Origin of the sequence: Phenylobacterium sp. LjRoot97, from assembly GCF_964254345.1 — a bacterium.
GTDB lineage: Bacteria > Pseudomonadota > Alphaproteobacteria > Caulobacterales > Caulobacteraceae > Phenylobacterium.
In genome coordinates, this window is the sequence record NZ_CAXUTH020000001.1 from 3016584 (window position 1) to 3039025 (window position 22442).

17 protein-coding genes are annotated in these 22442 nt (G+C 67.6%); 6 read left to right on the top strand and 11 right to left on the bottom strand.

Annotated elements, in window-relative coordinates; genetic code table 11:
* Positions 1–17: 17 nt before the first annotated feature.
* Entirely contained in the window at positions 18–1034 is a 1017-nt protein-coding gene (locus ACSQ2H_RS14960) for a FecR family protein (RefSeq protein WP_436062182.1), read from the bottom strand.
* Positions 1031–1537, bottom strand: coding sequence for an RNA polymerase sigma factor (locus ACSQ2H_RS14965; RefSeq protein WP_436062183.1), 507 nt, complete (start codon positions 1535–1537; stop codon positions 1031–1033). The genes ACSQ2H_RS14960 and ACSQ2H_RS14965 overlap by 4 nt, the downstream gene beginning before the upstream one ends.
* A 280-nt stretch (positions 1538–1817) precedes the next feature.
* Between ACSQ2H_RS14965 and ACSQ2H_RS14970 the strand changes: the two genes are divergently transcribed.
* Positions 1818–3071, top strand: coding sequence for a pyridoxal phosphate-dependent aminotransferase (locus ACSQ2H_RS14970; protein ID WP_436062184.1), 1254 nt, complete (start codon positions 1818–1820; stop codon positions 3069–3071).
* On the opposite strand, the gene ACSQ2H_RS14975 is transcribed toward ACSQ2H_RS14970, so the two are convergent.
* Entirely contained in the window at positions 3068–4408 is a 1341-nt protein-coding gene (locus ACSQ2H_RS14975) for an OprO/OprP family phosphate-selective porin (RefSeq protein ID WP_436062185.1), read from the bottom strand. The genes ACSQ2H_RS14970 and ACSQ2H_RS14975 overlap by 4 nt on opposite strands.
* A 106-nt stretch (positions 4409–4514) precedes the next feature.
* Positions 4515–7331, bottom strand: coding sequence for a M14 family metallopeptidase (locus ACSQ2H_RS14980; protein ID WP_436062186.1), 2817 nt, complete (start codon positions 7329–7331; stop codon positions 4515–4517).
* Between the two features lie 251 nt (positions 7332–7582).
* Here ACSQ2H_RS14980 and ACSQ2H_RS14985 point away from each other — a divergent pair, with 251 nt between their 5' ends.
* Positions 7583–9499, top strand: a complete 1917-nt coding sequence (locus tag ACSQ2H_RS14985) for a thiamine pyrophosphate-binding protein (protein ID WP_436062187.1) — start codon at positions 7583–7585, stop codon at positions 9497–9499.
* An 11-nt stretch (positions 9500–9510) separates the two neighbouring features.
* Complete coding sequence (locus ACSQ2H_RS14990) at positions 9511–9864, top strand: c-type cytochrome (RefSeq protein WP_436062188.1); 354 nt, start codon at positions 9511–9513, stop codon at positions 9862–9864.
* Here ACSQ2H_RS14990 and ACSQ2H_RS14995 read toward each other — a convergent pair.
* The 6 genes from ACSQ2H_RS14995 to ACSQ2H_RS15020 all read right to left on the bottom strand — a co-directional run bounded on the left by ACSQ2H_RS14995 (position 9861) and on the right by ACSQ2H_RS15020 (position 15125).
* Positions 9861–10286 carry a c-type cytochrome gene (locus ACSQ2H_RS14995; protein ID WP_436062189.1) on the bottom strand — a complete coding sequence of 142 codons (426 nt, stop codon included), beginning with the start codon at positions 10284–10286 and terminating at the stop codon, positions 9861–9863. The two genes, ACSQ2H_RS14990 and ACSQ2H_RS14995, sit on opposite strands and share 4 nt — an antisense overlap.
* Positions 10213–10485, bottom strand: coding sequence for a FecR/PupR family sigma factor regulator (locus tag ACSQ2H_RS15000; protein WP_436062190.1), 273 nt, complete (start codon positions 10483–10485; stop codon positions 10213–10215). Before ACSQ2H_RS15000 ends, ACSQ2H_RS14995 begins: the two co-directional genes overlap by 74 nt.
* Entirely contained in the window at positions 10370–11005 is a 636-nt protein-coding gene (locus ACSQ2H_RS15005) for an RNA polymerase sigma factor (RefSeq protein ID WP_436062191.1), read from the bottom strand. Before ACSQ2H_RS15005 ends, ACSQ2H_RS15000 begins: the two co-directional genes overlap by 116 nt.
* A 205-nt stretch (positions 11006–11210) precedes the next feature.
* On the bottom strand, positions 11211–12518 hold the full coding sequence (locus ACSQ2H_RS15010) for a dicarboxylate/amino acid:cation symporter (RefSeq protein WP_436062192.1): 1308 nt from the start codon (positions 12516–12518) through the stop codon (positions 11211–11213).
* A 133-nt stretch (positions 12519–12651) separates the two neighbouring features.
* Positions 12652–14097, bottom strand: a complete 1446-nt coding sequence (locus ACSQ2H_RS15015; RefSeq protein WP_436062193.1) for an FAD-binding oxidoreductase — start codon at positions 14095–14097, stop codon at positions 12652–12654.
* Entirely contained in the window at positions 14094–15125 is a 1032-nt protein-coding gene (locus tag ACSQ2H_RS15020) for a DUF1338 domain-containing protein (RefSeq protein WP_436062194.1), read from the bottom strand. The genes ACSQ2H_RS15015 and ACSQ2H_RS15020 overlap by 4 nt, the downstream gene beginning before the upstream one ends.
* Before the next feature lie 106 nt (positions 15126–15231).
* Between ACSQ2H_RS15020 and gcvA the strand changes: the two genes are divergently transcribed.
* Positions 15232–16137, top strand: a complete 906-nt coding sequence (gcvA, locus tag ACSQ2H_RS15025) for a transcriptional regulator GcvA (protein ID WP_436062195.1) — start codon at positions 15232–15234, stop codon at positions 16135–16137.
* 96 nt (positions 16138–16233) lie between these two features.
* Positions 16234–18528, top strand: a complete 2295-nt coding sequence (locus tag ACSQ2H_RS15030; RefSeq protein WP_436062196.1) for a TonB-dependent receptor — start codon at positions 16234–16236, stop codon at positions 18526–18528.
* A gap of 129 nt (positions 18529–18657) precedes the next feature.
* Here ACSQ2H_RS15030 and ACSQ2H_RS15035 read toward each other — a convergent pair whose 3' ends face one another.
* Positions 18658–21429, bottom strand: coding sequence for a M14 family zinc carboxypeptidase (locus ACSQ2H_RS15035; protein ID WP_436062197.1), 2772 nt, complete (start codon positions 21427–21429; stop codon positions 18658–18660).
* Positions 21430–21669: 240 nt separating this feature from the next.
* On the opposite strand from ACSQ2H_RS15035, the gene ACSQ2H_RS15040 reads away from it, so the two are divergent.
* Positions 21670–22254: a hypothetical protein gene (locus ACSQ2H_RS15040; protein ID WP_436062198.1), complete on the top strand. Its 585-nt coding sequence runs from the start codon at positions 21670–21672 to the stop codon at positions 22252–22254.
* The last annotated feature ends 188 nt before the right edge of the window (positions 22255–22442 follow it).

The following is a 22442-nucleotide window of genomic DNA, read 5'->3' on the forward strand; positions in this document are numbered from 1 at the left end:
CAGGGCGCGCGGGCGCCTCACTTCAAAGATGAAGTTTTTTTGTCGCGGGCCGGTCCGATGCGCACGGCGTCGCCTCCGACCTGCACCGAGACCGGGTGGGTCAGGGGCAAGGCGTCCAGGAAGCCGCTGTTCTCGCCCGAATAGAACACGCCGCTGACCCGCATCCGCGCCACGGCGGGATCCGTGACCACGATGGGCGTACGCCGATAGCGGTTCATCTCGGCCGCGGCCTCGGCCAGCGTCGCCGAAGCGAACTCGATCCGCCCCTCGCGCCAGTCGCCGGCCACCGGCCCGGACGGACGCAGCACCGCCGCGCGGCCCTCGACGTCGATGCGCTCGCCGGCCTTGACCTCGGAGACCCGGCCGCGGCCGACCGCGTCGACCGCCACCTTGCCCTCGACCACCGCCACCCGCAGCCCGGCCTTCTCCAGGCGCACGTCGAACGAGGTGCCGACCGCCGTGACCGTGTGCTGGCCCGCGCCGACCACGAACGGCCGCGAGGCGTCCTTGGCGACGTCGAACCAGGCCTCGCCCGAGACCAGCTGCAGGCCGCGGCGCTTGGCAGAATAGTCGACCCGCACCTCGCTGGCGGTGTTGAGCAGCAGACGCGAGCCGTCCGCCAGGGTCACCGTCGCCCGCTCACCGACGGCGGTGCGGTAGACCTGCGCCTGGCGCTCGACCGCCGGCGCCAGCAGGCCTTCGCGCTGGGTCAGCAGCCCGACGCCGCCAGCCACGACCACCACCGCCAGCGAGGCGGCCATCGCCGCGAAGCTGCGCATCGGCCAGCGCCGGCCCTGCGGCTGGGCGGCCAGCGCCTCGGCCCGCATCGCGCGCACGGCCGGGCTGCCGGCGCCCTCGCCGGCCGCGCCCCACATGTGCTCGACATCTTCGAAGCACTCGCGATGCAACGGCGCGGCCTCGAGCCAGTCGGCCAGCTCGCGCGCGTCGGCCTCGCTCCAGTCGCCCGCGCGGCGCCGCAGGAACAGCTCGGCGGCGACCTCGTCCGGATCACGGTTCAACAGGGCGGGGCTCATGAGCGCCTCCCCCGCTTGGTCAGGTGGGCCAGCGCCTTGATCATGTGCTTTTCGATCGCGCTCACCGACACCTGCAGCTGCCGCGCGATCTGCGCGTAGCTCATCTCCTCGTAGCGATGCAGGACGAAGACCACCCGCGTGCGCTCCGGCAACTCGTGCAGCGCCGTCTCGACGACCCGCAGCTGCTCGCGGCCCAGATAGACCCGTTCCGGCGAGAAATCCTCTTCCGCATGCAGCCGCTCGTCGAACAACTGATGCGCGCCGCCGCGCCGCGCCGCCCGCCGGAAGCTGTCGTTCAGCACGCTGGCGGCCACCGTGAACAGGTAGTTCTCGGGCGCCTCGAGCGTCCCGCCCTCGCGCCGCGCCGCCAGCCGCAGGAACACCTCCTGCACCATGTCGTCGATGTCGGCCGCCGAGCGCACGCGCGCGCGGAAATAGCGCGCCAGCGGAACCGCATAGCGACGCGCCATCTCGTCCATTTCGACGCTGCTTGCCTGCGTCATGCCCAGGTCGCGCGGTCCTCTTTCGCTTGCCGTCCTTATGAAGACGCCGCGCGCGTCTATCACCTCAGCAGGCCGCGACAAATCTGCGCGGGATAAATTCGCCCGCCCGACCATCAGTCATGGACGCGAAATTATACTCAACGCGCATTCAATACGTCATGAACTGAAGCAGTTTATTACGCCAACTCATGACATCATCCGAAATACTCGCTCCACATCAGCCACAACAATCACTTAAATTATCAGGTCGAGTACACCCACGATTACACAGAGAACCCCATTGCAAGACGCGTTGCTCAGGACCGCCGCCCGGATCTCCGAAATCGGAGTCTCGCCCATCCTCGCCCTGTCGGCGCGCGCCAGGGAGCTTCGCGCCCAGGGCCGCCCGATCATCGACCTCACCGTCGGCGAGCCGGACTTCGACACGCCGGAGTCGATCAAGATCGCGGCCAAGCAGGCGATCGACCAGGGCCAGACCAAGTACACCGCCCTGACCGGCTCCAACGACCTGCTCTCGACCATCGCCTGGCGCATGGCCGCCCGCGGCATGCCCCTCGACAACCGCCAGATCATCGCCAGTTCCGGCGCCAAGCAGGTGATCCACAACGCCTTCGACGCCACCCTCAATCCCGGCGACGAGGTCGTCCTCCCCGCCCCCTATTGGACCTCCTACGCCGACATGGTGCGGATCTGCAGCGGCCGCCCGGTGATCGCCAAGGGCCGCTGGTCGGCCGAGCGCGGCTGGCGGATCGACGCCGACGCCATCGCCCGCGCCATCGGTCCGCGCACCCGCTGGCTGCTGCTCAACTCGCCCGGCAACCCGACCGGCTCGGTGCTCGACGAGGCCGAAGTCGACAAGATCGCCGCCGTGCTGGCCGCCAATCCTCACGTCTGGCTGCTCTGCGACGACATCTACGAGGACCTGGTCTACGACGGCGCCGTGCGCGCGCCGCTGCCGATGGCCCGCCCCGAACTGGCCGCCCGCACCCTGGTCGTCAGCGGCGCCTCCAAGGCCTACGCGATGACCGGCTGGCGGATCGGCTGGGGGATCGGGCCGGCGCCGCTGATCGCCGTCATGGCGACGGTGCAGAGCCAGACCACGTCCGCCCCCTGCTCGATCAGCCAGGCCGCCGCCGCCGCCGCGCTCAGCGGCCCGCAGGACCGCCGCCGCGACATGGTCGAGGCCTTCCGCCAGCGCCGCGACGAACTGGTCGCCCTGCTCAACGCCATTCCCGGCTTCGAATGCCCCGCGCCGGACGGCGCCTTCTATGTGTTCCCCCGCATCGAGCGCCTGATCGGCGCGCGTACGGCCGCCGGCAAGGTGCTGGCCAGCGACCTGGACGTCGCCGCCCACTTCCTCGACGTGGCGGGCGTCGCTGCGGTGCCCGGCTCGGTGTTCGGCGGTCCGGGGCATCTGCGGTTCTCGTTCGCCGCCTCGCCGGCGTCGCTGCGCGAAGCCTGCCGGAAGCTGGCCGCGGCGACGGCCGACCTGACCCTGCCGCCGACGCCCCGCTGCGAGGGACGCCACGGCTAGAACGACAGCTGCAGGCGGCTCGCCAGGGTCGCCCCGTCGTCCGGGCCGCCATAGGGCCCGGACGGATGGCGGACCTCCCAGAGGCTGAGGTTGAGCATGACCCGCATCCAGTCCTCCAACCGCCAGGTCGCGCCCAGCGTCGCCTCGCGCCCCTCGCCGCCGAGCGGCGCGCGGTTGTCGAGGCCCTGATAGCGGGCGGTCAGCTCCAGCGAGCCGAGACCGCCCTTGGACAGCGGCGCGTTGGGCGCGATCCGCACGAACGTGCCGCCGCGGGGGCTGTAGGGCGCGCCCTCGCCGGTCAGGATCCATCCCGCCGACAAGGCCCAGGCGTCGATCTCGACCCGGCCGCCCGCTGCGTCGATCGTGCGGCGCCCGGCCTCCAGGAAGCTCCATAGCGGGCCGCGCACGCCCCCCAGCTCCAGGCCATAGCCATACCCCCGGTCCGGCCCGCCGATCGCGCCCAGCGGGACCTGCACATTGTCGTTGAAATGGCCGCCCCAGAGGCTGCTCCGCGACAGGCTCGCCATCCCGGCCGGATAGGCTTCATAGAAACCCCAGCCGCCCAGGTGGATCGCTGCCCCGGCGGAGCGGACCGGGTTCCAGTGCCCGCGCAGCATGTAGGTCAGGGTGTCGCGCGCCTCGCCGCCGCTGACGTCGTCGCCGGCGACCTGGGCCGCCAGGTGCCAGCTCGGCCCATAGGCCTTGCCGAGCACGCCCAGGCCGTAGAACCCCTTGAGCGGGGTGATCGCCGAGGCCACGGCGTTGCGCTCCATGAACGGCGTCGCCTCCGAACTGCTGGAGCCCTCGATGCTGCGTTCGCTGAGGCGGTTGCCGAGCGACACCTCGATGTCCGTCCCGTCCCAGCGATCGCGCCAGGCGAGATAGGCCCCCTTCACCGAGGCGTTGTTGTCGGCGAAGTCGACCTCGAAGGCGTAGGCCAGGCTCGGCCCCAGGCCGCCTTCGAAGCCGAGCCGCAGGGCGCGCAGCTCCGTCCCCGAAATGTTGCGGGCCGGATGCTCCGATCCCCAGGTCGTGGAGGCGTCGGCCAGCATTCGCCCCTTGGGCCGGAAGCTCAGCTGACGCTCGGGATTGATGAGCTCGGGGACCGTCCGCCCCCAGTTGATGACGGTGGCCGCCGTCGTCGGCGGCGCCTGAGCGGCCACGGGCTTGGCGGCCGGCGCCGCCGCGGCGCGGCCGACCGCCGTCTCCAACGCCGCCAGCCGCGCCTTCAGGTCTTCGATCTCGCCGGCCTGCCGCGCGACGAGATCGCGAAGCCCCGCCTCGTCCTCGGCGGCGAGCGCCTGCAAGGGGCTGAACATCAGCACGAAAAGGCCCACGCCGGCGCAGATGGCGCCGGGCCGGGGCGAACTCAGGAACTTGCGGATCGGACCGCTCCCAGGTTGGGGAAAGCGCGCCGCCCCGCGGGGGCGGCGCGCGCCCGGCCTATTCCTCGCCGGACTTCGTCGGGAGGGACGCCGACTTCGGGGCCGCCGCGGCGGCCGGTCCGTAGAACAGGCCGTTGAAGAACAGCTTGTAGGTGCCGTGCGACTGGCCCCGCTGGGTGACTTCGGGGCCCATCAGGAACACCTTGCCCTTGCCCAGGTCGGCCTCGACGATCGAGCTGGCGCCCGCCAGCCGCTCCTGCCCCCAGGCCCAGCCGCTGAGCAGGGTCTTGGGACCCGGGAAGGTCGCGACGCTGCGCACCCCGGCGGCGTTCGGGTCCAGTTTGAAAGCCGGGCTGTTGTAGTAGTAGACCTTCACGTCCTCGGGCATGCCGTAGGCCAGCGGGTCGCTGATATCGACCTTGTTGGCCATGATCGCGCCGGGCACGAAGAACTTCGTGCGCGGCAGGTGGACCAGCTTTCCATCCGCCCCCGTCTCGGCCAGCGCGTCGCTGACCGGCAGCTTCAGGTCCTTGGCCAGCTTGGTCGAGCTGCCGATGGCGATCAGCGTGCCCCCGCCGCGGACGAAGCTGTCCAGCTGCGGCACGGTCTTGGCCTCGGTGATGGTCCCCAGCCAGGGCCGGAATTCGGCGGGAATATCCTCGGCCTTGGGCTGCGGCCGTGTGCGGGCGTTCGGCTCGGCGACAATGTCGTTGGCGAACACCAGGACGTCGTACTTCTTGGCCAGGCCGCCGGCGTCCAGCTGCTTGGGATAGACGACCTCGTACGGGAACTCGAACTGCTCGAAGATCCAGCGGATCCAGCCCGAGGGCATGTTGCCGCCATAGACGTCGACCAGGCCGATGCGGACCGGCTTGATGGCCATGGCCTCACCGGTCGGCTTGGCGTCGAGGGCGTAGGCGTCGACGCCGGTGTCGCGCGCCGCCTTCTCGATCAGTTCGCGCACGCCCGGGCCGGCCGGCGTCCAGATGGCTCCCGGCGTGAACGACTTGCCGCCCGCGGTGACCGCCGACTTGACCCAGAACACCGGCTTTCCAGCCTTCAGCAGCCGGTTCTTGACGATGAAGGCGTTGTTGACCTCGTGGCTGATCAGGTAGCCCGCGCCGCCGTCGCCGACGATCTTGCCGGGCGGGGGCGCGACGATGTCCGGCAGCTTTTCGGTCGGCGCATCGAACCCGTCGAGGATGCGGTCGAACTTGATCCCCATCTGGTAGGCCGGGGTGTAGCCGGCGACGTCGTAGGGCGGGATCGGCGCGCCGCCGGGGAACGGGAAGTCGTCCGGATGGTCCTGGGGCTCGAACATGTCGAGCACGTGGGCGCGATAGGCCTGGCCGGTCTTCACGACGTAGGAACCGGCCGGATAGCTCTTGCCGCCGGCCGTGAACGGGGCCTTGGCGACCTCCACGTCCACGCCGCCCTTGATCAGCACGTTCACGAACGCCACCGCGGTCGGAACGTCGGTCTGGTCGGCGGGAATGATGTAGCCGCGCGGGTCTCGATCGGCCGGATTGCGCAGCATGGGCTCGAACAGCTTCGGATCGACGGCGTTCGGCGCGCGCCCCATGCCCCAGCGCACCGGGCCAGGATCGAACGCCGGACCGGCCTTGGCGGCGGCCTCCAGGGCCGCGATCCGCTTGGGCGTCGTCGTCCAGGTGTCGCGCGCGCCCTTGTCGACCCCGTTCTTGCCCATCTTGTAGAAGGCGTAGAGCAGGTTCTCCTTGTTGCGCGTGGCGTAGTCGAGAACCGCCCGGTTCATGCTGATCGAGTAGTCGATCGACTGCTTGAACTTCCAATCGCTCTGCGGATCGATCGGCATCGGCAAGTCGTTGCGCGCCAGCTGCTCCTTGGGGATCAGGTCGATCTTGATCGGGGTCGGCGAGCCGCTGATCTCGGTCAGGATGCCGATCGAGTTGTGGAACAGCGCCGTCGAGCGCAGCGTCGCATTGGTCCAGTTCGAATAGGTCGCCACGCTGCGACGGCCCGAGCCGGCCTTGTCCTCGCGGATCAGCCGCTCGTGCATGAAGGCGCCGACCCCGTCCAGGCCGGTGATCGCCAGCGGATCGAGGTTGTAGTTGAAGGGGTCTCGGAAGGTCGGGATGAAGACGATCATCCCGCCAGGCCCGGTCTGGTGGTGGTTGTAGACGATCTGCGGGAACCACTCGCGGTACAACACCTTGTTGATGTTGATGTTTTCCGCCTGGTTCGACATGTAGAAGTCGCGGTTGTTGTCGTGACCGACGTACTTTTGATAGAGGCGCGGAACCGCCTCCATCTCGCGCTTCTGCGGGTCCTTGTTCCTCATGTACCAGTTGGACACGAGCTCCATGCCGTCCGGATTGGCGTGGGCGAACAGGATGATCGCATCCTTGAGGAAGCCGAGCGTCTCGGCGTCGTTGCCGCTGACCATCTCGTAGAGCATCTGGGTGACCTGCTGGGCGCCCACGGTCTCGGTGGCGTGCAGGCCGCCGTCGATCCAGACGATCGCCTTGCCTTCCTTCGCCAGCGCCTTGGCTTCGGCGTCGGTCAGGCCCTCAGCCTTGGCCAGCTTGCGTGCGATCTCCTGATAGCGGGCCAGGTTCTTGAGGTTCTCGGGCGTCGAGACGATGGCCATCAGCTGGTCGCGGCCCTCGGCGGTCTTGCCGATGCTGGTCAGCTTCATGCGGTCGGACTCGGCCGCCAGCTTCGTCCAGTAGGTCTGCAGCTGCGTGTAGTTGGCGAGCGAATAGTCGTCGCCGATGTCGAAGCCGAAGACCGCCTTGGGCGGGGTGATCGGCCCGGCGGTCTGCGCCCAGGCCCCCGGCGCCTGCAGCCCCAGAACCAGCCCCACCGTGGTGGCCGCTAACAGTTTCGCGCGCATCGACATACCCCCTGGCTGACGCCGCCGAGCTTGGCGGGCGTCTCGATCTCGTTTGGTCTTCGGGGGGTTGGACGGCGCGGCGCGGCGACCCCGCACTCGATCGGCGCAAATTTCGCGAGGCTCCCGAACCGCACGTCGACCGCGCCTCAGCCGCATTCCGCAACCGCATGAACTAATGAGGAAAAATCGCTTTTCGCGTCGCGCCTCCTGAGGAACCGTAGCGTCGGCGAACGCGGCTAGGGGGAGTTGCAGTGTCGGACGTTCCAGATCTTCACCGACGCGCGCTTCTTCGTGGCGGCGCGCTCGCCGGCGCCGCGGGCCTGGCCGCCCCCTCGTTGGCGGCCGCCCAGTCCGCGGCGACGCCCGAGGCCGCGCGCGCCCTGCCCCGCCCCGACGAGGCGCTGGAGAGCGGACCGCCCGGCGATCCCGTCATCCAGGCTTCCGGCGGCGCCGACTACATGGTCGACGTCATCAAGTCGCTGGACATCCCCTATGTGCTGACCAATCCCGCCTCGAGCTTCCGCGGCCTGCACGAGGCGCTGGTCAACCACGGCGGCAACGTCAGTCCCGAACTGCTGACCTGCACCCACGAGGAGATCGCCGTGGCCATGGGGCACGGCTACGCCAAGATCTCGGGCAAGCCGCTGGCGATGATGGTTCACGGCACCGTCGGTCTGCAGCACGCGAGCATGGCGATCTACAACGCCTATTGCGACCGGGCGCCGGTGATCGTCCTGGGCGGCAACACCATGGAGTCCGACAAGCGACAGCGCTCCGAGTGGGTTCACTCGGCCCAGGACCCGGTCGGCATGGTCCGCGACTACATCAAGTGGGACGACCAGCCCCACACCCTGCAGGGCTTCGGGGAGTCGCTGGTCCGCGCCTACCAGATCGCGATGACCCCGCCGATGGGACCGGTGGTGCTGTCGGTCGACACCGAGCTTCAGGAGCATCCGATCGAGGATCGCCAGGCGCTGCGGATCCCGCGCCCGCCGAACCTCGCCCTGCCCCAGGCCAACGACGCGGCGATCGAGGAGACGGCCCGCCTGCTGGCCCAGGCGCAGTCTCCAGTGCTGATCGCCGACCGGATGGCGCGCGGCCAGGAGGGCATGGACCTGCTCGTCGAGCTGGCCGAGACCCTTCAGTGCGCGGTCATCGACCGCAACGGCCGCACCAACTTCCCGGCCCATCACCGCCTCAACCAGAGCTTCCGCGGGGCGGCGACCATCGGCCAGGCCGACGTCGTGGTGGGGCTGGAGGTCAACGACTTCTGGCAGGCGCTCAACGCCTCGACCGACCGCATCGTCCGCCGCTCGCGGCCGCTCACCAAGGACGGCGCCAAGACCATCCATATCGGCGCCAAGGACCTGTTCCTGAAGTCGAACTTCCAGGACTTCGGCCGCTACCAGGACGTCGATATTTCAGTCACAGGCGACGCCCAGACCTCGCTGCGGCCGCTCATCGAGGCGGTCAAGAAGCGCTTGGATCCGGCCTCGGCCGACGCCCGCGAGGCTCGCGCGGTCCGGTACGGCAGGGCCCAGGCCGCCAATCTTGAGCGCATGCGGCGCGAGGCCAGCATCGGCTGGGATTCCACGCCGATCACCACCGCCCGCCTGACCGCCGAGCTCTGGGACCAGATCCGCGACGAGGACTGGTCGCTGGTCGGCGAGGGGCTGATGCCGGCCTGGCGGCGGATGTGGCCGGCCGACCGGCACTATCGGTTCAATGGCGGGTCTGGCGGCTGGGGCCTCGGTTACTTCGCGCCGGCGGCGCTGGGCGCGGCCTTGGCGAACCGTGACAAGGGCCGGCTGAGCGTCGCCTTCCAGGGCGACGGCGACCTGATGTTCGGTCCCGGCGTGCTTTGGAGCGCCGCGCACCACAAAATTCCAATTCTGTACCTGATGTACAACAATAGGGCCTACCATCAGGAGGTCATGTACGTGCAGAACATGGCCGCCCGGCGCAGCCGCGGCATGGACCGGGTCGGCATCGGGACCGCCCTCGACTCGCCTCACATCGATTTCGCGCAGATGGCCAGGTCCATGGGCGTCTACGCCGAAGGCCCGATCACCGATCCGAAGGACCTGCGCGGCGCGATCAAGCGCGCCCTGGCCGTCGTCAAACGCGGCGAGCCGGCCTTGATCGACGCCGTCGTCGAACCGCGTTGAGGATCCCGATCATGCGCCTTGCGCTGTTTCCGCTGCTCGCCGTCCTCGCCGCCGCGCAGCCGCTCGCCGCCCAGGAAGCTCCGCGCGGCGACCGCGCCGCGGGACGCCAGGCCTATCTGAAGAACGGCTGCCAGAACTGCCACGGCAGCGTCGGTCAGGGCGGCGGGCCAGGCCCTGTGCTCGCCGACACCCAGCTGCCCTATGAGGCCTATGTCGCGCAGATGCGCACGCCGTCGAACATCATGCCGGCCTACAGCCGCCTGCTGATGACCAACCGCGAACTCGCCGACGTCTTCGCCTATCTGCGGGCCTTGCCCGGCCCGCGCGCCGAGCGCGACATGCCGGCGATCCTGCGCCCCCGCTAGGGCTGGGCGCGCAGGAAGCCGATGATCGCGGCGCGATCGGCGGGGCTGGTCTTGGTTGCAAAGGCCATCTTGTTGCCCGGGACCGCGGCCCGCGAGTTCTCCAGGAAGGCGTCGAGCCGGCTGACGTCCCAGACGCCGCCGGCGGCCCGCATCGCCGCCGAGTAGTTGTAACCCGGCGCCTGGCCGGCCTTGCCGCCGACCACCTCGGCCAGCGACGGCCCGAGCTTATTTTCGCCAGGCTCCAAAGAGTGACAGACCGCACAATGGCGGCGGTAGAGGTCCGCCCCCGGATCGGCTGCCGCGCTCGGGGCGACCGCCAGCGTCAGGACGCTGAGCAGTCCGGCGAGATCAGTCGTCCTTGCCGTCGCGGCGCGCCGTCCGGCGTGCGGTCTCGGCGCGAAGCGCCGCCACGGCCGGATCATCGCCAGCGCCGCCCAGCTCAGCCCACAGCGCGCAGGCCGCCCGCCAGGCCACGAGGTTGCGCGGATCCTCGGCCAGCCACGCATCAACAGCAGACGCGTCTTCTAACGTCGCGGAGGGAGACGACATGCGCGCCAGCCACGCGCTTGCCTCCGCGAGCGACTTCTGGTCCGGCCCTGCCTTCGTCGTCTTGCGGCTCATCTTCATCCAGCAAACGCGTCAGCAGATGACGCATCGATCTTGTCACGTGCTTCTCGACGGCGCTCACCGAAATGGACAGCCGCTCGGCCACTTGCGGGTAGGTCAGACCTTCCCACCGGAGCAGGACCAGCACATCGCGGGTCTTCTCCGGCAATTCGCTCATCGCCGCAATCGTATGACGCAGTTCCTCGCGAGCCCGCACTATGCGTTCGGGAGAAAATTCGTCGAGCGGGTGGGAATTTTCGAGAAGCTCGCAGTGATAGGTCTTCAACCTCACGCGATCTCGCCGGTACGCGTCGCGCAGAACATTCATCGCGACCTGAAAGATGTAGCTGTCGAGGTTCTGGATTTCCTCGGGCGGGCGGTTGTGCATGCGGATGAGGACATCCTGCACCAGGTCGTCGACATCGTCGCGATGGGCCCGGGCCCCAAAGAACGCCCGCAGGGGCTTGATGAACTCCGTCGCTTCCGAACGCTTTTTCCGCGTCCTGGACGACACTTCAGACCTTCCGCCGCTCATATTTGGCCCCCAACACTCGATGGCCCAACTCGGTGACTTAAACTTTGTTATTTCACCGCTGGAACCGTCACACCCACCAACAATACGGACCGACCTCTTGCTCTTTCGCCTGCTTGCTCGGCAATTACTCAAGTCGCCCGAATAATACTCGCAACTTATTTATTCACAGAGACGCCACACAACCTGAGCATGTCCCCGACCACGTTCAGCTGGTCGGCGGCGCGCGATAGACCGCCTCGTCCAGCTCGCCTTCCCAGCGCGCCACGGTCACCGCCACCGAGAGGTCCGAGGTGCAGTTCGGCACCGTCCTCATCATGTCGAGCGGCCGGTCGAACGGCAGGATGAAGCCCACCACCAGGGCGGTCTGTTCGGCGCTCAGGCCGACGACCTGCAGCACCCCGGCCAGCAGGAAGAGCGCGGCCGACGGGATCGGCGCCGAGCCGATCGCGACGATCGCCGTCGACAGCACGATCATCACGTACTGGCTCCAGGTCAGCTCGACGCCGAACGCCTGGGCCGAGAACATCGCCAGCAGGCCGACATACATCGCCGTGCCGTCCATGCTGATCGTCGCCCCGATCGGCAGCGCCGTCGACGACACCGCCTTGCTGACGCCGAGGTTTTCCTCGGCGACCCGCATGACCACCGGCAGGGTCGCGGCGCTCGACGAGGTCGAGAACGCCACGACAACGGCGTCGGCGATGTCGCGGTAGAACGGTCGGGCCGGCAGCCGCGCCGCCAGCCGCACCAACCCGCCGTGAACGATCAGCACCTGGAGCGTGCAGCCGATTAGCACGCAGAGCGCCAGCAATCCGATGTTGACGAAGACCGACGGCCCGCTCGTGCCTGCGACCCAGGCGATCAGCGCGAAGACGCCGAACGGCGCGAACTCCATGACGATCCGGGTCAGCTGCTGCATCGCCGCCGCCGCGCCTTCGAAGACGGCGTTCAACGGCGCGCAGTGCTCGCGCGCCATGAGCAGGGACGCCCCGAACATGATGGCGAAGAAGATCACCGCCAGCATGTCGCCGTTGGCGAGCGCTGCGACGGGATTGATCGGAATGATCCCGAGGAACTGCTCGCTCAACGACGCCGGCTCAGCCAGCGCCGGCGCGGCCGCAGCCGAAGCGAACTCCACCCCGACGCCGGGCTGGATCAGCCCCCCGATCAGCAGGCCGAGACAGGCCCCCAGCAAGGTGGTGATGAAGTACAGAAACAGCGTCTTGGCGCCGATCGAGCCAAGCCGGCGCACGTCGGCGATCGAGATGACGCCGACGACGATGGTCGTGAACACCAGCGGAATGACCAGCATCCGCACCAGGCGCACGAAGATGTCGCCGATCCACTTGAGCTGGACCGCAGCCTCACCAAGGGCCAGGCCAACGAGCGCCCCGACCAGCATTGCGCCGACGATCCGCTTCCAGAGCACGACGTCGAACCAATAGGTCTTGAGATAGTGGGCGAGACCTCGACGGGACTTCCCGCCACCAACACTCGCGTCTCCAGAACTCACCGCAACGCCCCCAACAACATCAACTATATTTAGTTTACGCAGCTTGAAGCAAAACCATCGAGCTATTTGTATTTAACTCTACTCAATTCAAACTATGCTCAATCGATAGGCCTTTCGGCCCGGCCATGCGCAACTATTGAACCGCGCTGACGACCGGTTTCGCATAGTCCACAACCCCAAGCGGCGCTGCGGTGAACGCTCGCTGCACCGCGCCCGACAACGCCTGGATCCGCGCAGGGGTGTAGGCTTGATAGAACGGCAGATTCACCCGCCCCAGGCCGTGCTCGCCGCTGAAGCTGCCGCCGAACTCCCCGACCGCCAGCGCGTAGACCCGCTCGCGCAGAAGCCGCGACCGCGCCTCATCAGCGGCAACGGCCATCGAACAGACCAGATTGAAGTGCACCCCGCCGTCGCCGATGTGGCCGAAGTCACAGACCACGAACTCCGGAAACTCCACCGCCAGCATGGCGATCGCCGCATCCCGGAACGCGAAGAGGTCCGAACGCCGGAACGCCAGGTCGAAACCGATCAGGCGCCCCGACTCCCGCAGACCCTCCGAGATCGCATGCCGCACAGCCCACAGATCCTCGGGCGGTCCGATCAAAGCGTCCAGGGTCGCGACGTCGTCACGCTCCCACCACTCGGCGACGCAGGCCTCCAGCACCTTGTCGATGGGCGTCTCGCCGATCCGCACGGGACGCACGCAGCTTAGCTCGACCAGCACCGCATAGGATGGCGGCGCACGTCCGGCAAAGGGATCGCGCAACCCCGGCACGTGCGCCAGCGCGCGCGCCAACGCCTCGCCGGACATGCCTTCGAACGCGCTCAGAAGTTCGCCCGCCTCGCGCTCGAAGTGCGCCAGCAGCGGCAGGGCGACGGCCGGATCGGACAACAGGATGAGCGCCGCCGCCGTCTGGCGCGGCTGACGCTGCACCTCCATTTCGACGCGAGTGATCACGCCAAAGCCGCCGCAGGCCCCGACGAACAGCTGGCGCAGGTCCAGACCCGTATTGTCCTTTCGCACGCCGCGCTTGAGCTCGATCACGGTGCCCGCCTCGTCGGCGAGAACGACCTGCAGTCCCAGGATTTGGCGGCGCATGTCGCCATATCGGATGAACCGGGCGCCGCCGGTGTTGGTCGCCGCCATGCCGCCGATGGTCGGGTCAGCGCCCAGATCGATCGGCAGCCAAAGCCCCAACGGGCTCAACAGGTCATTGACCGCCGACAAGCGCACGCCCGCCCCGGCCTCGACGGTTCGATTGACCGCATCGACTTTCAAAGGCTGGCGCAGGCGGTCGAGGCTGAGCACGACCTGGTCGCCCGATCCGTCGGGCGTCGAGCCGCCGACCAGGCCGGTGTTGGCGCCTTGCGGAATGACCCGTACGCCACGCTTCACGCACAGCGCCACCACCGCAGACACCTCAGCGACGTCCGCCGGCCGCACGACGAGGGCCGCGCGCCCTTCGCCATAGCGCGCCGCGATCTCGTAGCCGCGCATCTCGGCGCGATCCATGATCAGGCCCACCGAACCGACGATGGCTTCGAGATCAGCCGCCAGCTGGGATGCGGCGGCGATCATGCATCAACCTTCGCCGCCTCGGTCATCTTGAAGATGCCCTGGGCGTTGGAGCTGTCGAAGGCGAGATCCAGCGTCTCCTCGCCCGTGGCCTCGTCGATCATCGGCATCCGGGTGATGAACTCGTAAAACGAGCCCGGCACGGTCCGCTCGACCAGACCGCCGCGGCCGTCGGCGAAGGACCTCACGACCTGGGCGGCGCGGAAGGCGGTCTGGCGCACGCGCTTGGACAGCGACACCTCCACCGCATCCTTCATCGGCCGGCCGAGCGCCTTTTGCGCTTCAGCCAGGGCCTCGACGTCGGGCACGCGGTCGGTCGCGTGGTTGAAGGCGTTCCCCTCGGTGGCGATCCAGGCCATTTCCGCCGACTCGGCCAGAAGCGTCTCGTAGTCGGTCACGGCGGGGTCGGCGTGCTGACGATCGAAGCATGCGGCGAGCACCGGCAACGCCGAAGCCGCATCCTCGAACTCGACCTCTCCGTCACGCTCGAAGCGCTCCAGCACAGCCGACACGGCTGGCGTCAGCGGATCGTGCGAGCTGGCGGTCACTCGCCCGACCGCCGCGCCGAATGCCTCCGAAAAGCGGTCGACGTGCAGCTCGCTGACGAAGAATTGGGCGATGTCGGCCGGATAGTCGGCCTGGGCGTAGGAGCGCCCTGTCATCTTGAGGCGGTCGAGCGGATAGACACCGTTCAGCTTGTATCCGAGCGGCGCCAGAACGCGCAGAAGCGCGCCCTGGCCCGACGGGAGTTCACCCATGCCGTCGAGCACGACCGTGCGGACCGCACCATGATCGTGGAAGACCTTGCGCCCTTCGCGCAGGCAGTCCTGCGCATAGGCCTTGGCGGCCGGCACCCGCTCGAGCAGGTCGTTGAACAACACCATGTTGAGCGCCTGCGCCATGACTGCGCGGGAGACCTTCTCAGTCGGCGCCAAGAGTTCAGAGCGGACATCGAGCAAGTTGAACAGCGCTCCGGCGCGCACGTCATCAAGTGCGCCCTGAACCAGTTTGCACAACTGCACGTCGACCATCACAGAACCTCAGATTATTTGTGAACGCCACTTATCGATCAAAAGATTTCCTGATTACCATTGCCTTTGAAAGCGATTTAAATCGAATACTTCATGAGAAAACGGAATGACTAGGCAGGTTCTGCTCCCCTCGATCGGAGATCTCGTGGCGTTCGAAAGCGCGGCGCGCCATGCCAGCTTCACCCGCGCCGCGGCCGAGCTGAACCTGACCCAGAGCGCGGTCAGCCGGGCCGTGCGGCTGCTGGAGGATCGGATCGGCGTGACGCTGTTCGAACGCATCCGCCAGCGCGTGATCCTCACCGCTGCCGGCGCGGTCTACCTGCAGGAAGTCCGGCGAATTCTTGGGGAGCTGCGCGAGGCCACGCACCGGATCATGGCCTTCGCCGATTCCACCGCCATCCTGAACATCGCGGTGCTGCCGACCTTCGCGACCCGTTGGCTGGTGCCGCGGCTGCCGGACTTCATGCGGCAGTATCCGGACATCACGCTCAACTTCGCCACGAGGCTGCAGCCGTTCAGCTTCGGCGCCGAGACCTTCGACGCGGCCATTCACTACGGCAATCCGACCTGGCCCTCAGCCGAGAGCTACCACCTCATGGACGAGGTGATGATCGCAGTGTGCAGCCCGGAGTATCGCGAGAGCCAGGCGCTCTGGACTCCGGAGGACCTGTCGAGAGCCACCCTGCTCCACCAGACGACGCGCCCGCTGGCCTGGGCCAATTGGTTTGAGTCCCTTGGCGTGGATTGCCCCGGCGTCCACCGCGGGCCGCGCTACGAGCAGTTCGCAATGATCGCCCAGGCGGCGGCGGCCGGCCTCGGCGCAGCGCTGCTGCCGCGGGTGCTGATCGAGGAGGAACTCGCCACCGCGCGGCTGCAGGTGCTGTTCGACCACGAGATGACCAGTCCCAGCGCCTACTACTGGGTCGTGCCCGACGAAAAGGTCGCCACGTCGCCGGTCAAGGCCTTCACCCGCTGGGTCGTCGCCAAGGCCCGAGAAGCCCGGCCAAGCTAAACCGCATCATCGCATGTGCGGGGTCGAACAACCCCGCCGTCTCCCTGTCCAGGCAGCTGCGCCTCCCGCCGCGGCGCCCGAACGAGGGGATAGACCATGCGCACGAGAAAACCGCGAACCACCTTCAAGCTATACGTCATGGCCACCGCAGCGGCCGTGGCCATGCCAGCCATCGGCCACGCCCAGGCCTCCTCCGAAGTCGAGGAACTGATCGTCACCGCCACCCGGCGTGAGACGACCGTCCAGTCGACCCCGATCGCCATCACCGCGCTCGGCGAGAACACCCTGGAGAAGATTGGCGCGACGTCGCTGCAAGATGTGACTTCGCAGGTCCCCAGCCTGAAGATCGGCGGCGGCGCCGACGGCGGCGGCCGCATCACCCTGCGCGGCATCCAGGCGTCCGGCGAGGCGACGGTCGGCCTCTACTACGACGAAACCCCGCTGACCGGCCCATCCGACACCACCCAGAACTCCGGCGGTTCGTCGCAGGACGGCAACCTGTTCGACGTCGAGCGCATCGAAGTGCTGCGCGGCCCGCAAGGCACCCTCTACGGCTCGGGCTCGATGGGCGGCACGGTCCGCGTGATCTTCAACAAGGCCGACACCAACAACTACGCCGGCACGGTCGAGGCCCAGGCGGCGGCCATGCGCGAAGGCGACCTCAGCTATTACGTCAAGGGCATGGTCAACATCCCGATCCTCGACGACAAGCTCGGGGCGCGGGCGGTGCTCTACCAGGAGACCCGCGGCGGCTTCATCGACAACATCCGCTACCAAGCCAAGAACATCAACGAGAAGACCACCTACGGCGGCCGGCTGATGTTGACGGCGCGGCCGACCGAGAACATCACCTGGTACGGCATGGGGATGTACCAGAAGACCGACGCTCCCGGCGGCGGCTCCAGCTGGTATCCGGCCCTGGGCGCCAAGGACTACGCCACCGACCGCTACGTGATCCCGATCAACCGCGACGAGCTCTCACTGGTCTCCAGCGACCTCAGCTACGACGCCGGCTTCGCCACGGTGACCTGGGCCTCCTCGTACTACGAGTGGGATCAGCTCAACGCCAGCGACTACACCTATACGATGCTCAGCAACTCGACGAGCGCCACCAACTGCCGCAACTGGTTCACCCAGTCGCTCGGCATCCCGACCACCACCTGCAACGCCGCCCAGCTGGCCCAGTTCAGGACCTTCTCGCTCTCGCTGACCCCGACGACGCTGTACAAGCCTGCCTGGGTCCACACCTCCACCAACGAGCTTCGCATGTCGTCCAACGGCGAGAGCAAGCTGCAGTGGACAGTCGGGGCCTTCTATGAGGTCCGCGAAGACCACGTCGACAGCACCCTGGCCGTCGTCGACGGCAAGACCGGCGTGATCGGCGTGCCGCCGACCATCTTCTTCCACCGCGAGATCGACACCGACACGACCCAGACCGCGTTCTTCGGCGACGTCTCCTACGAGCTGCTGGAAGGCCTGACCCTCAACCTCGGCCTGCGCCGCTACAAGTACGAGAAGACCACCAGCGGGCAGACCGACATGCCCAACTGGGTGTCCGGTTCGCTCGTCGAGCCCTACCGCAGCTACGGCGCCGACGCCGACGGCTGGCTGAAGAAGTTCAGCGTCAACTATCAGTACAACAGCGACATTCTGGTCTACGCCACGGCCGCCCAGGGCTTCCGCCCCGGCGGGGCCAACAACACCCCGAACCTGGAAGCCGCCCTCGTTCCCTACGGCCCTGACGCCGTCTGGAACTACGAGTTGGGGGTGAAGACCTCGTGGTTCGACCGGCGCCTGATCCTGAACGCCGCCATCTACCAGATCGACTGGGAGGACATTCAAACCTCCGCCCAGACGCTCAGCGGCTGCTGCAGCTTCATCCTCAACGCCGGCAAGGCCCGCATTCGCGGCATCGAGCTGGAGTTCAACGCCCGTCCGATCGACGGCCTGTCGCTGAACGGCGGCCTGACCTTCACCGACCCGAAGCTGCTTGAGGATCAGATCAACCCGAACATCCGTGACTCGACCTCGCTCGGCGACGCCGGGGACCAGATCCCCCAGGTCGCCAAGTTCATGGGCTCGGCCGGCGTCGAGTACATGTGGCCGGTCAGCGACTCGTTCGATGGCGTCGTTCGGATGGACTACAGCTACACTGGCAAGTCCTACTCCCACTTCCGTCCGACCAACGTCTATTACGAGAAGCAGGGCGACTTCGGTGTCGTGAACCTGCGCGCCGGCCTCGAAGGCGAGGATTGGGGGGCCTACCTCTTCGTCCGCAACGCCTTCGACATCTTCGGCGCGAACACGGTCTCCTCCAGCGCCGGTTCGGAAATGCTGACCAACTCGGTCCTGCCCCGCACCGTCGGCCTGAACCTGCGCAAATCGTTCTGACCCCACGCCCCAGGGTTTGCGCAGAGGCGCCGCCGGCCAGAAGGCCGGCGGCGCTTTTCATTGGGCGTTGGTCATGAAAATGGGGAGGCGCTCATCACGCCTCCCCTCGATGTTCTCAGGTAATGCGCCTCAGCGGGCCGTTGCCGGGCCGTAGTACAGCCCATTGAACAGCAGCTTGTAGGTGCCCTGCGACTGGCCGAGTTGGGTGACCTCCGGCCCCATCAGGAACACCTTGCCGCGACCCAGCGAGGCGTCCACCACCGAGCTGGCGCCGTCCAGGTGCGACTGGCCCCACGCCCAGCCGCTGCGCAGGGTTTGCTTGCCCGAGAAGTAGGCCACCGACCTGGCGTCCGTCGCGCCAGACGCAACCTTGAAGGCGGGACTGTTGTAGTAGTAGACGTTCAGGTCCTTGGGCAGGCCGAAGGCCAGCGGATCCTCGTTGTCCACCACGTTGGCCATGATCGACCCGGGAATGTAGAACTTGCCCCTGCCGAGCGGCTTGGCCGCCCCGTCGGCGCCCGTCTCCACCAGCGCGTCGCTGATCGGTAGCTTCAGGTCATAGCCGAGCCGCGTGGCGCTGCCGACCGCAACGATCGATCCGCCCTTGCGCACAAAGGCGTCGAGTTGCGGGACCGTCTTGTCCTCGCTCACCTCCCCGAGCCAGGCGCGGTACTTCGCGGGCACGTCCTGCGGCTTGGGCGGGGCGCGGCGCGGGCGATCGGGAGCCGGCGGCTCAAGCACGGTGTCGTCGGCGAACACCAGCACGTCGAAGTCCTTGTTCAGGTTCCCGACGTCGAGACGCTGGGGATAGACCACCTCGAACGGAAACTCGTAGGTCTCGAACAGCCAGCGGTTCCAGCCTGACGGCATGACCCCGCCGTAGAGATCGACCAGGCCGATGCGGATCGGCTTCATCTTGATCGTCTCCCCGGCCGGCTGGGCCGCCACGGCGAGGGCCGCCACGCCGGCCTCCTTGGCCGTGGCCTCGACCACCGCGCGGACGCCCGGCGCCTCCGGGATCCACAGCGCTCCAGGCGCGAAGTCGACGCCGTCGGCGGAGACGGCCGGCTTGATCCAGTGGACTTCCTTGCCGGCCTTCAGCAGCCGGTTCTGCAGGATGAAGGCGTTGTTGATCTCGTGGCTGACCAGATAGCCGGCTTTGCCGGTTCCCTGGATCGCCGCGGCTGGCGGCTTCATCACGTCGGTGACCGGCTGCGTCGGCGCCTCGAAGCCGTCGAGGATACGGTCGAACTTCACCCCCATCTGGTAGGCCAGCGTGTAGCCCGTGACGTTGTGCGGCGGGATCGGCGGACCGCCCGGATAGGCCAGGTCGTTCGGATGGTCCTGGGCTTCGAACATGTCCAGCACCTGGGCGCGATAAGGCTGGGCGGTCTTCACGACGAACGATCCGGCCGGGTACGACTTGCCGGCGACCGAGAACGGCGCGGTGGCCCGCTCGACCTGCAGGCCGCTCTTCACCAGGGCGTTCATGAACACGACCACGCGCGGCAGGTCGGCCTGATCGGCGGTGAGGATGTAGCCGCGCGGATCGCGCTTGGCCGGATTGCGCAGCACCTGCTCGTAGAGCGACGGCTCGATCGCCGCCGACGAGAAGCCCATGCCCCAACGCGGGGTGTCCTGGCGGTAGGGGATTTTCTTGGCTTCTTCGTCCAGCTTGGCGATCAGGCTGGGCGTCACGGTCCAGCTGTCGCGCGATCCCTTGTCGATGCCGTTCTGCGCCATCGCATAGATCGAGTGCAGCAGGGTCTCGCGGTTGCGCGCCGCATAGTCGAGCACCGCGCGGTTCATCGAGATCGAATAGTCGATCGACTGCTTGAAGGTCCAAGTCTGCGGCGCGACCGGCATCAGGTTGTCGTTGGTCGGCAACTGGTTGCGCGCGATCAGTTCCAGGCGCGCCGGACTGGGCGAACCGATGATCTCGGTGATCACCCCGATCGAATTGTGGAACAGGGCGTTGGCCCGCAACGTCGTGCCCGCCCAGTTGGTGTAGGGCGCATAGTCCCGGCGCACCCCGCCCGGCTTGCCCTCGGCGATCAGCCGCGCGTGCATGCTGGCGCCGACCCCGTCCAGGCCGGTCAGCACCAGCGGGTCGAGGTTGAAGTTGTAGGGGTCGCGGTGCGTGGGCATGAACACCACCGTGCCCGGCGGTCCGGACTGGTGGTGGTTATAGACGATCTGCGGAAACCACTCCCGGTAGAGAATACGGTTGATGTTCTCCGTCTCGGGCATGTTCGACATGAAGAAGTCGCGGTTATTATCGTGCCCCACATACTTGTGGTACAGCCGCGGAATGCTCTCGAACTCGCGCTTTTCGGGAACCGGATTGGCCATGTACCAGTCCGACACCAGCTCCATTCCATCCGGGTTGGCGTGCGCAAAGAGGATGATCACCTCGTCGAGAATCCGGCGCGTTTCCGCGTCGTCGCCCTTCAGCACCTCGTAGAGGATCTGGGTCAGTTCCTGCGTCCCGACCGTCTCGGTGGCGTGCAGGCCGCCGTCGATCCAGACCACGGCCTTGCCCTCGCGAGCCAGCGCCCTCGCCTGCTCGGGCGTCAGGCCGTCAGCCTGGGCCAGCCGCCGGGCGATCTCGCGATAGCGGTCGAGCGACTTGAGGTTTTCGGGCGAAGAGACGATGGCCATCAGCTGCTCGCGCCCCTCGGCGGTCTTGCCGATGCTGACCAGCTTCATCCGATCGCTCTCGCCGGCGAGCTTTCGCCAGTAGGCCTCCATCTGGGTGTAGTTGGCGAGCTTGTAGTTGTCGCCGATGTCGAAGCCATAGGCCGCTCGCGGGGTGGTGACGGTCGGCCCGGCGCCTGCCGCCTGGCCCGCGAAGGTCATTGTCCCGATCAAGATCGTGGTCGCCAGAAGTCGTCTGCGCATCTCGCCTCCTCCGCCCGAAATTGGGCCGAGGAGTAGGACGGCTGGCGGCCATGGCCCCGCACTCGCAGGCGTACGATCCGCCGCAGCCGCAAGCCGGCGCGCTCGCCCTACAGTCCAGCTTTGTGGCGGACGTGTTGCAATCTCGGCCAGAGACGACACGAACACGCCTTGGTGCGGCCGCAGCCGAGCCGTCGATAGGCGCTCAAGTGGTCCGACCGGATCTGCCTGCAAGGTTCTGTTGTGTCCAAGACGTTCGGCCCGCGCCCCGCCACGGCGATCCTGCTGGCGATCGCCCTCCATGGGCTGCTCGCAGCGGGCCTGCTGCTGGCGCCCCAGGACCCTCTCCCAGACGACGAGGTCGTCCTGAATGTCATTCTGACGCCGCCGCCACGCGAGTTATCGCCGCCGCGCGCGCTGCCCGCCGCGCCCTCGACGACGCCCGCGCTGCATCGCTCGCGCGACCGCCGCCCGCAGGACGCGCCCGCCCCTCCGCGAGCAATGGCCGATGACGGCGCGTGGCGCGTACGGCCAGGCGGCCTCCCGCAGTCGGAGGGTGTCAGCCGATCCCTCCGCGCAGGCGTCGGTTGCCAGTCGGCGGACTTTCTGGCGCTCACCAAGGCCGAACAGGAGGACTGCAACCGCAAGCTGGCGGCGGGGGCCCAGGACGGCCCGTCCTACGCCGTCATCAGTCCCAAACTGAAGAAGCAGTTCGATGGCGTGTTCGAGTGCCCCAAGGACGACGTTTGGTGCGAGTACCGCATCGGCAAAGGCCCCTACCCGGGGCTGCTTGCCCCGAGAAAGAAGAAGAACCCCGAATGGGACTGATCGTCTGGCCCCGGCCTTGCGAGCCGCTACACAGACCCAGGCGACGCATCCGAACGGCCATTGCGGGCGTTCAACGCTCCTGCGAGATTGAGCTTACGCGCCGCATCGAGCAACGAAATGTCGATAGTCAATATTACGACGACCGCCCTGCTCGTCTTGGCCGCACTTGCTCTCACCAGTGTTTGGGC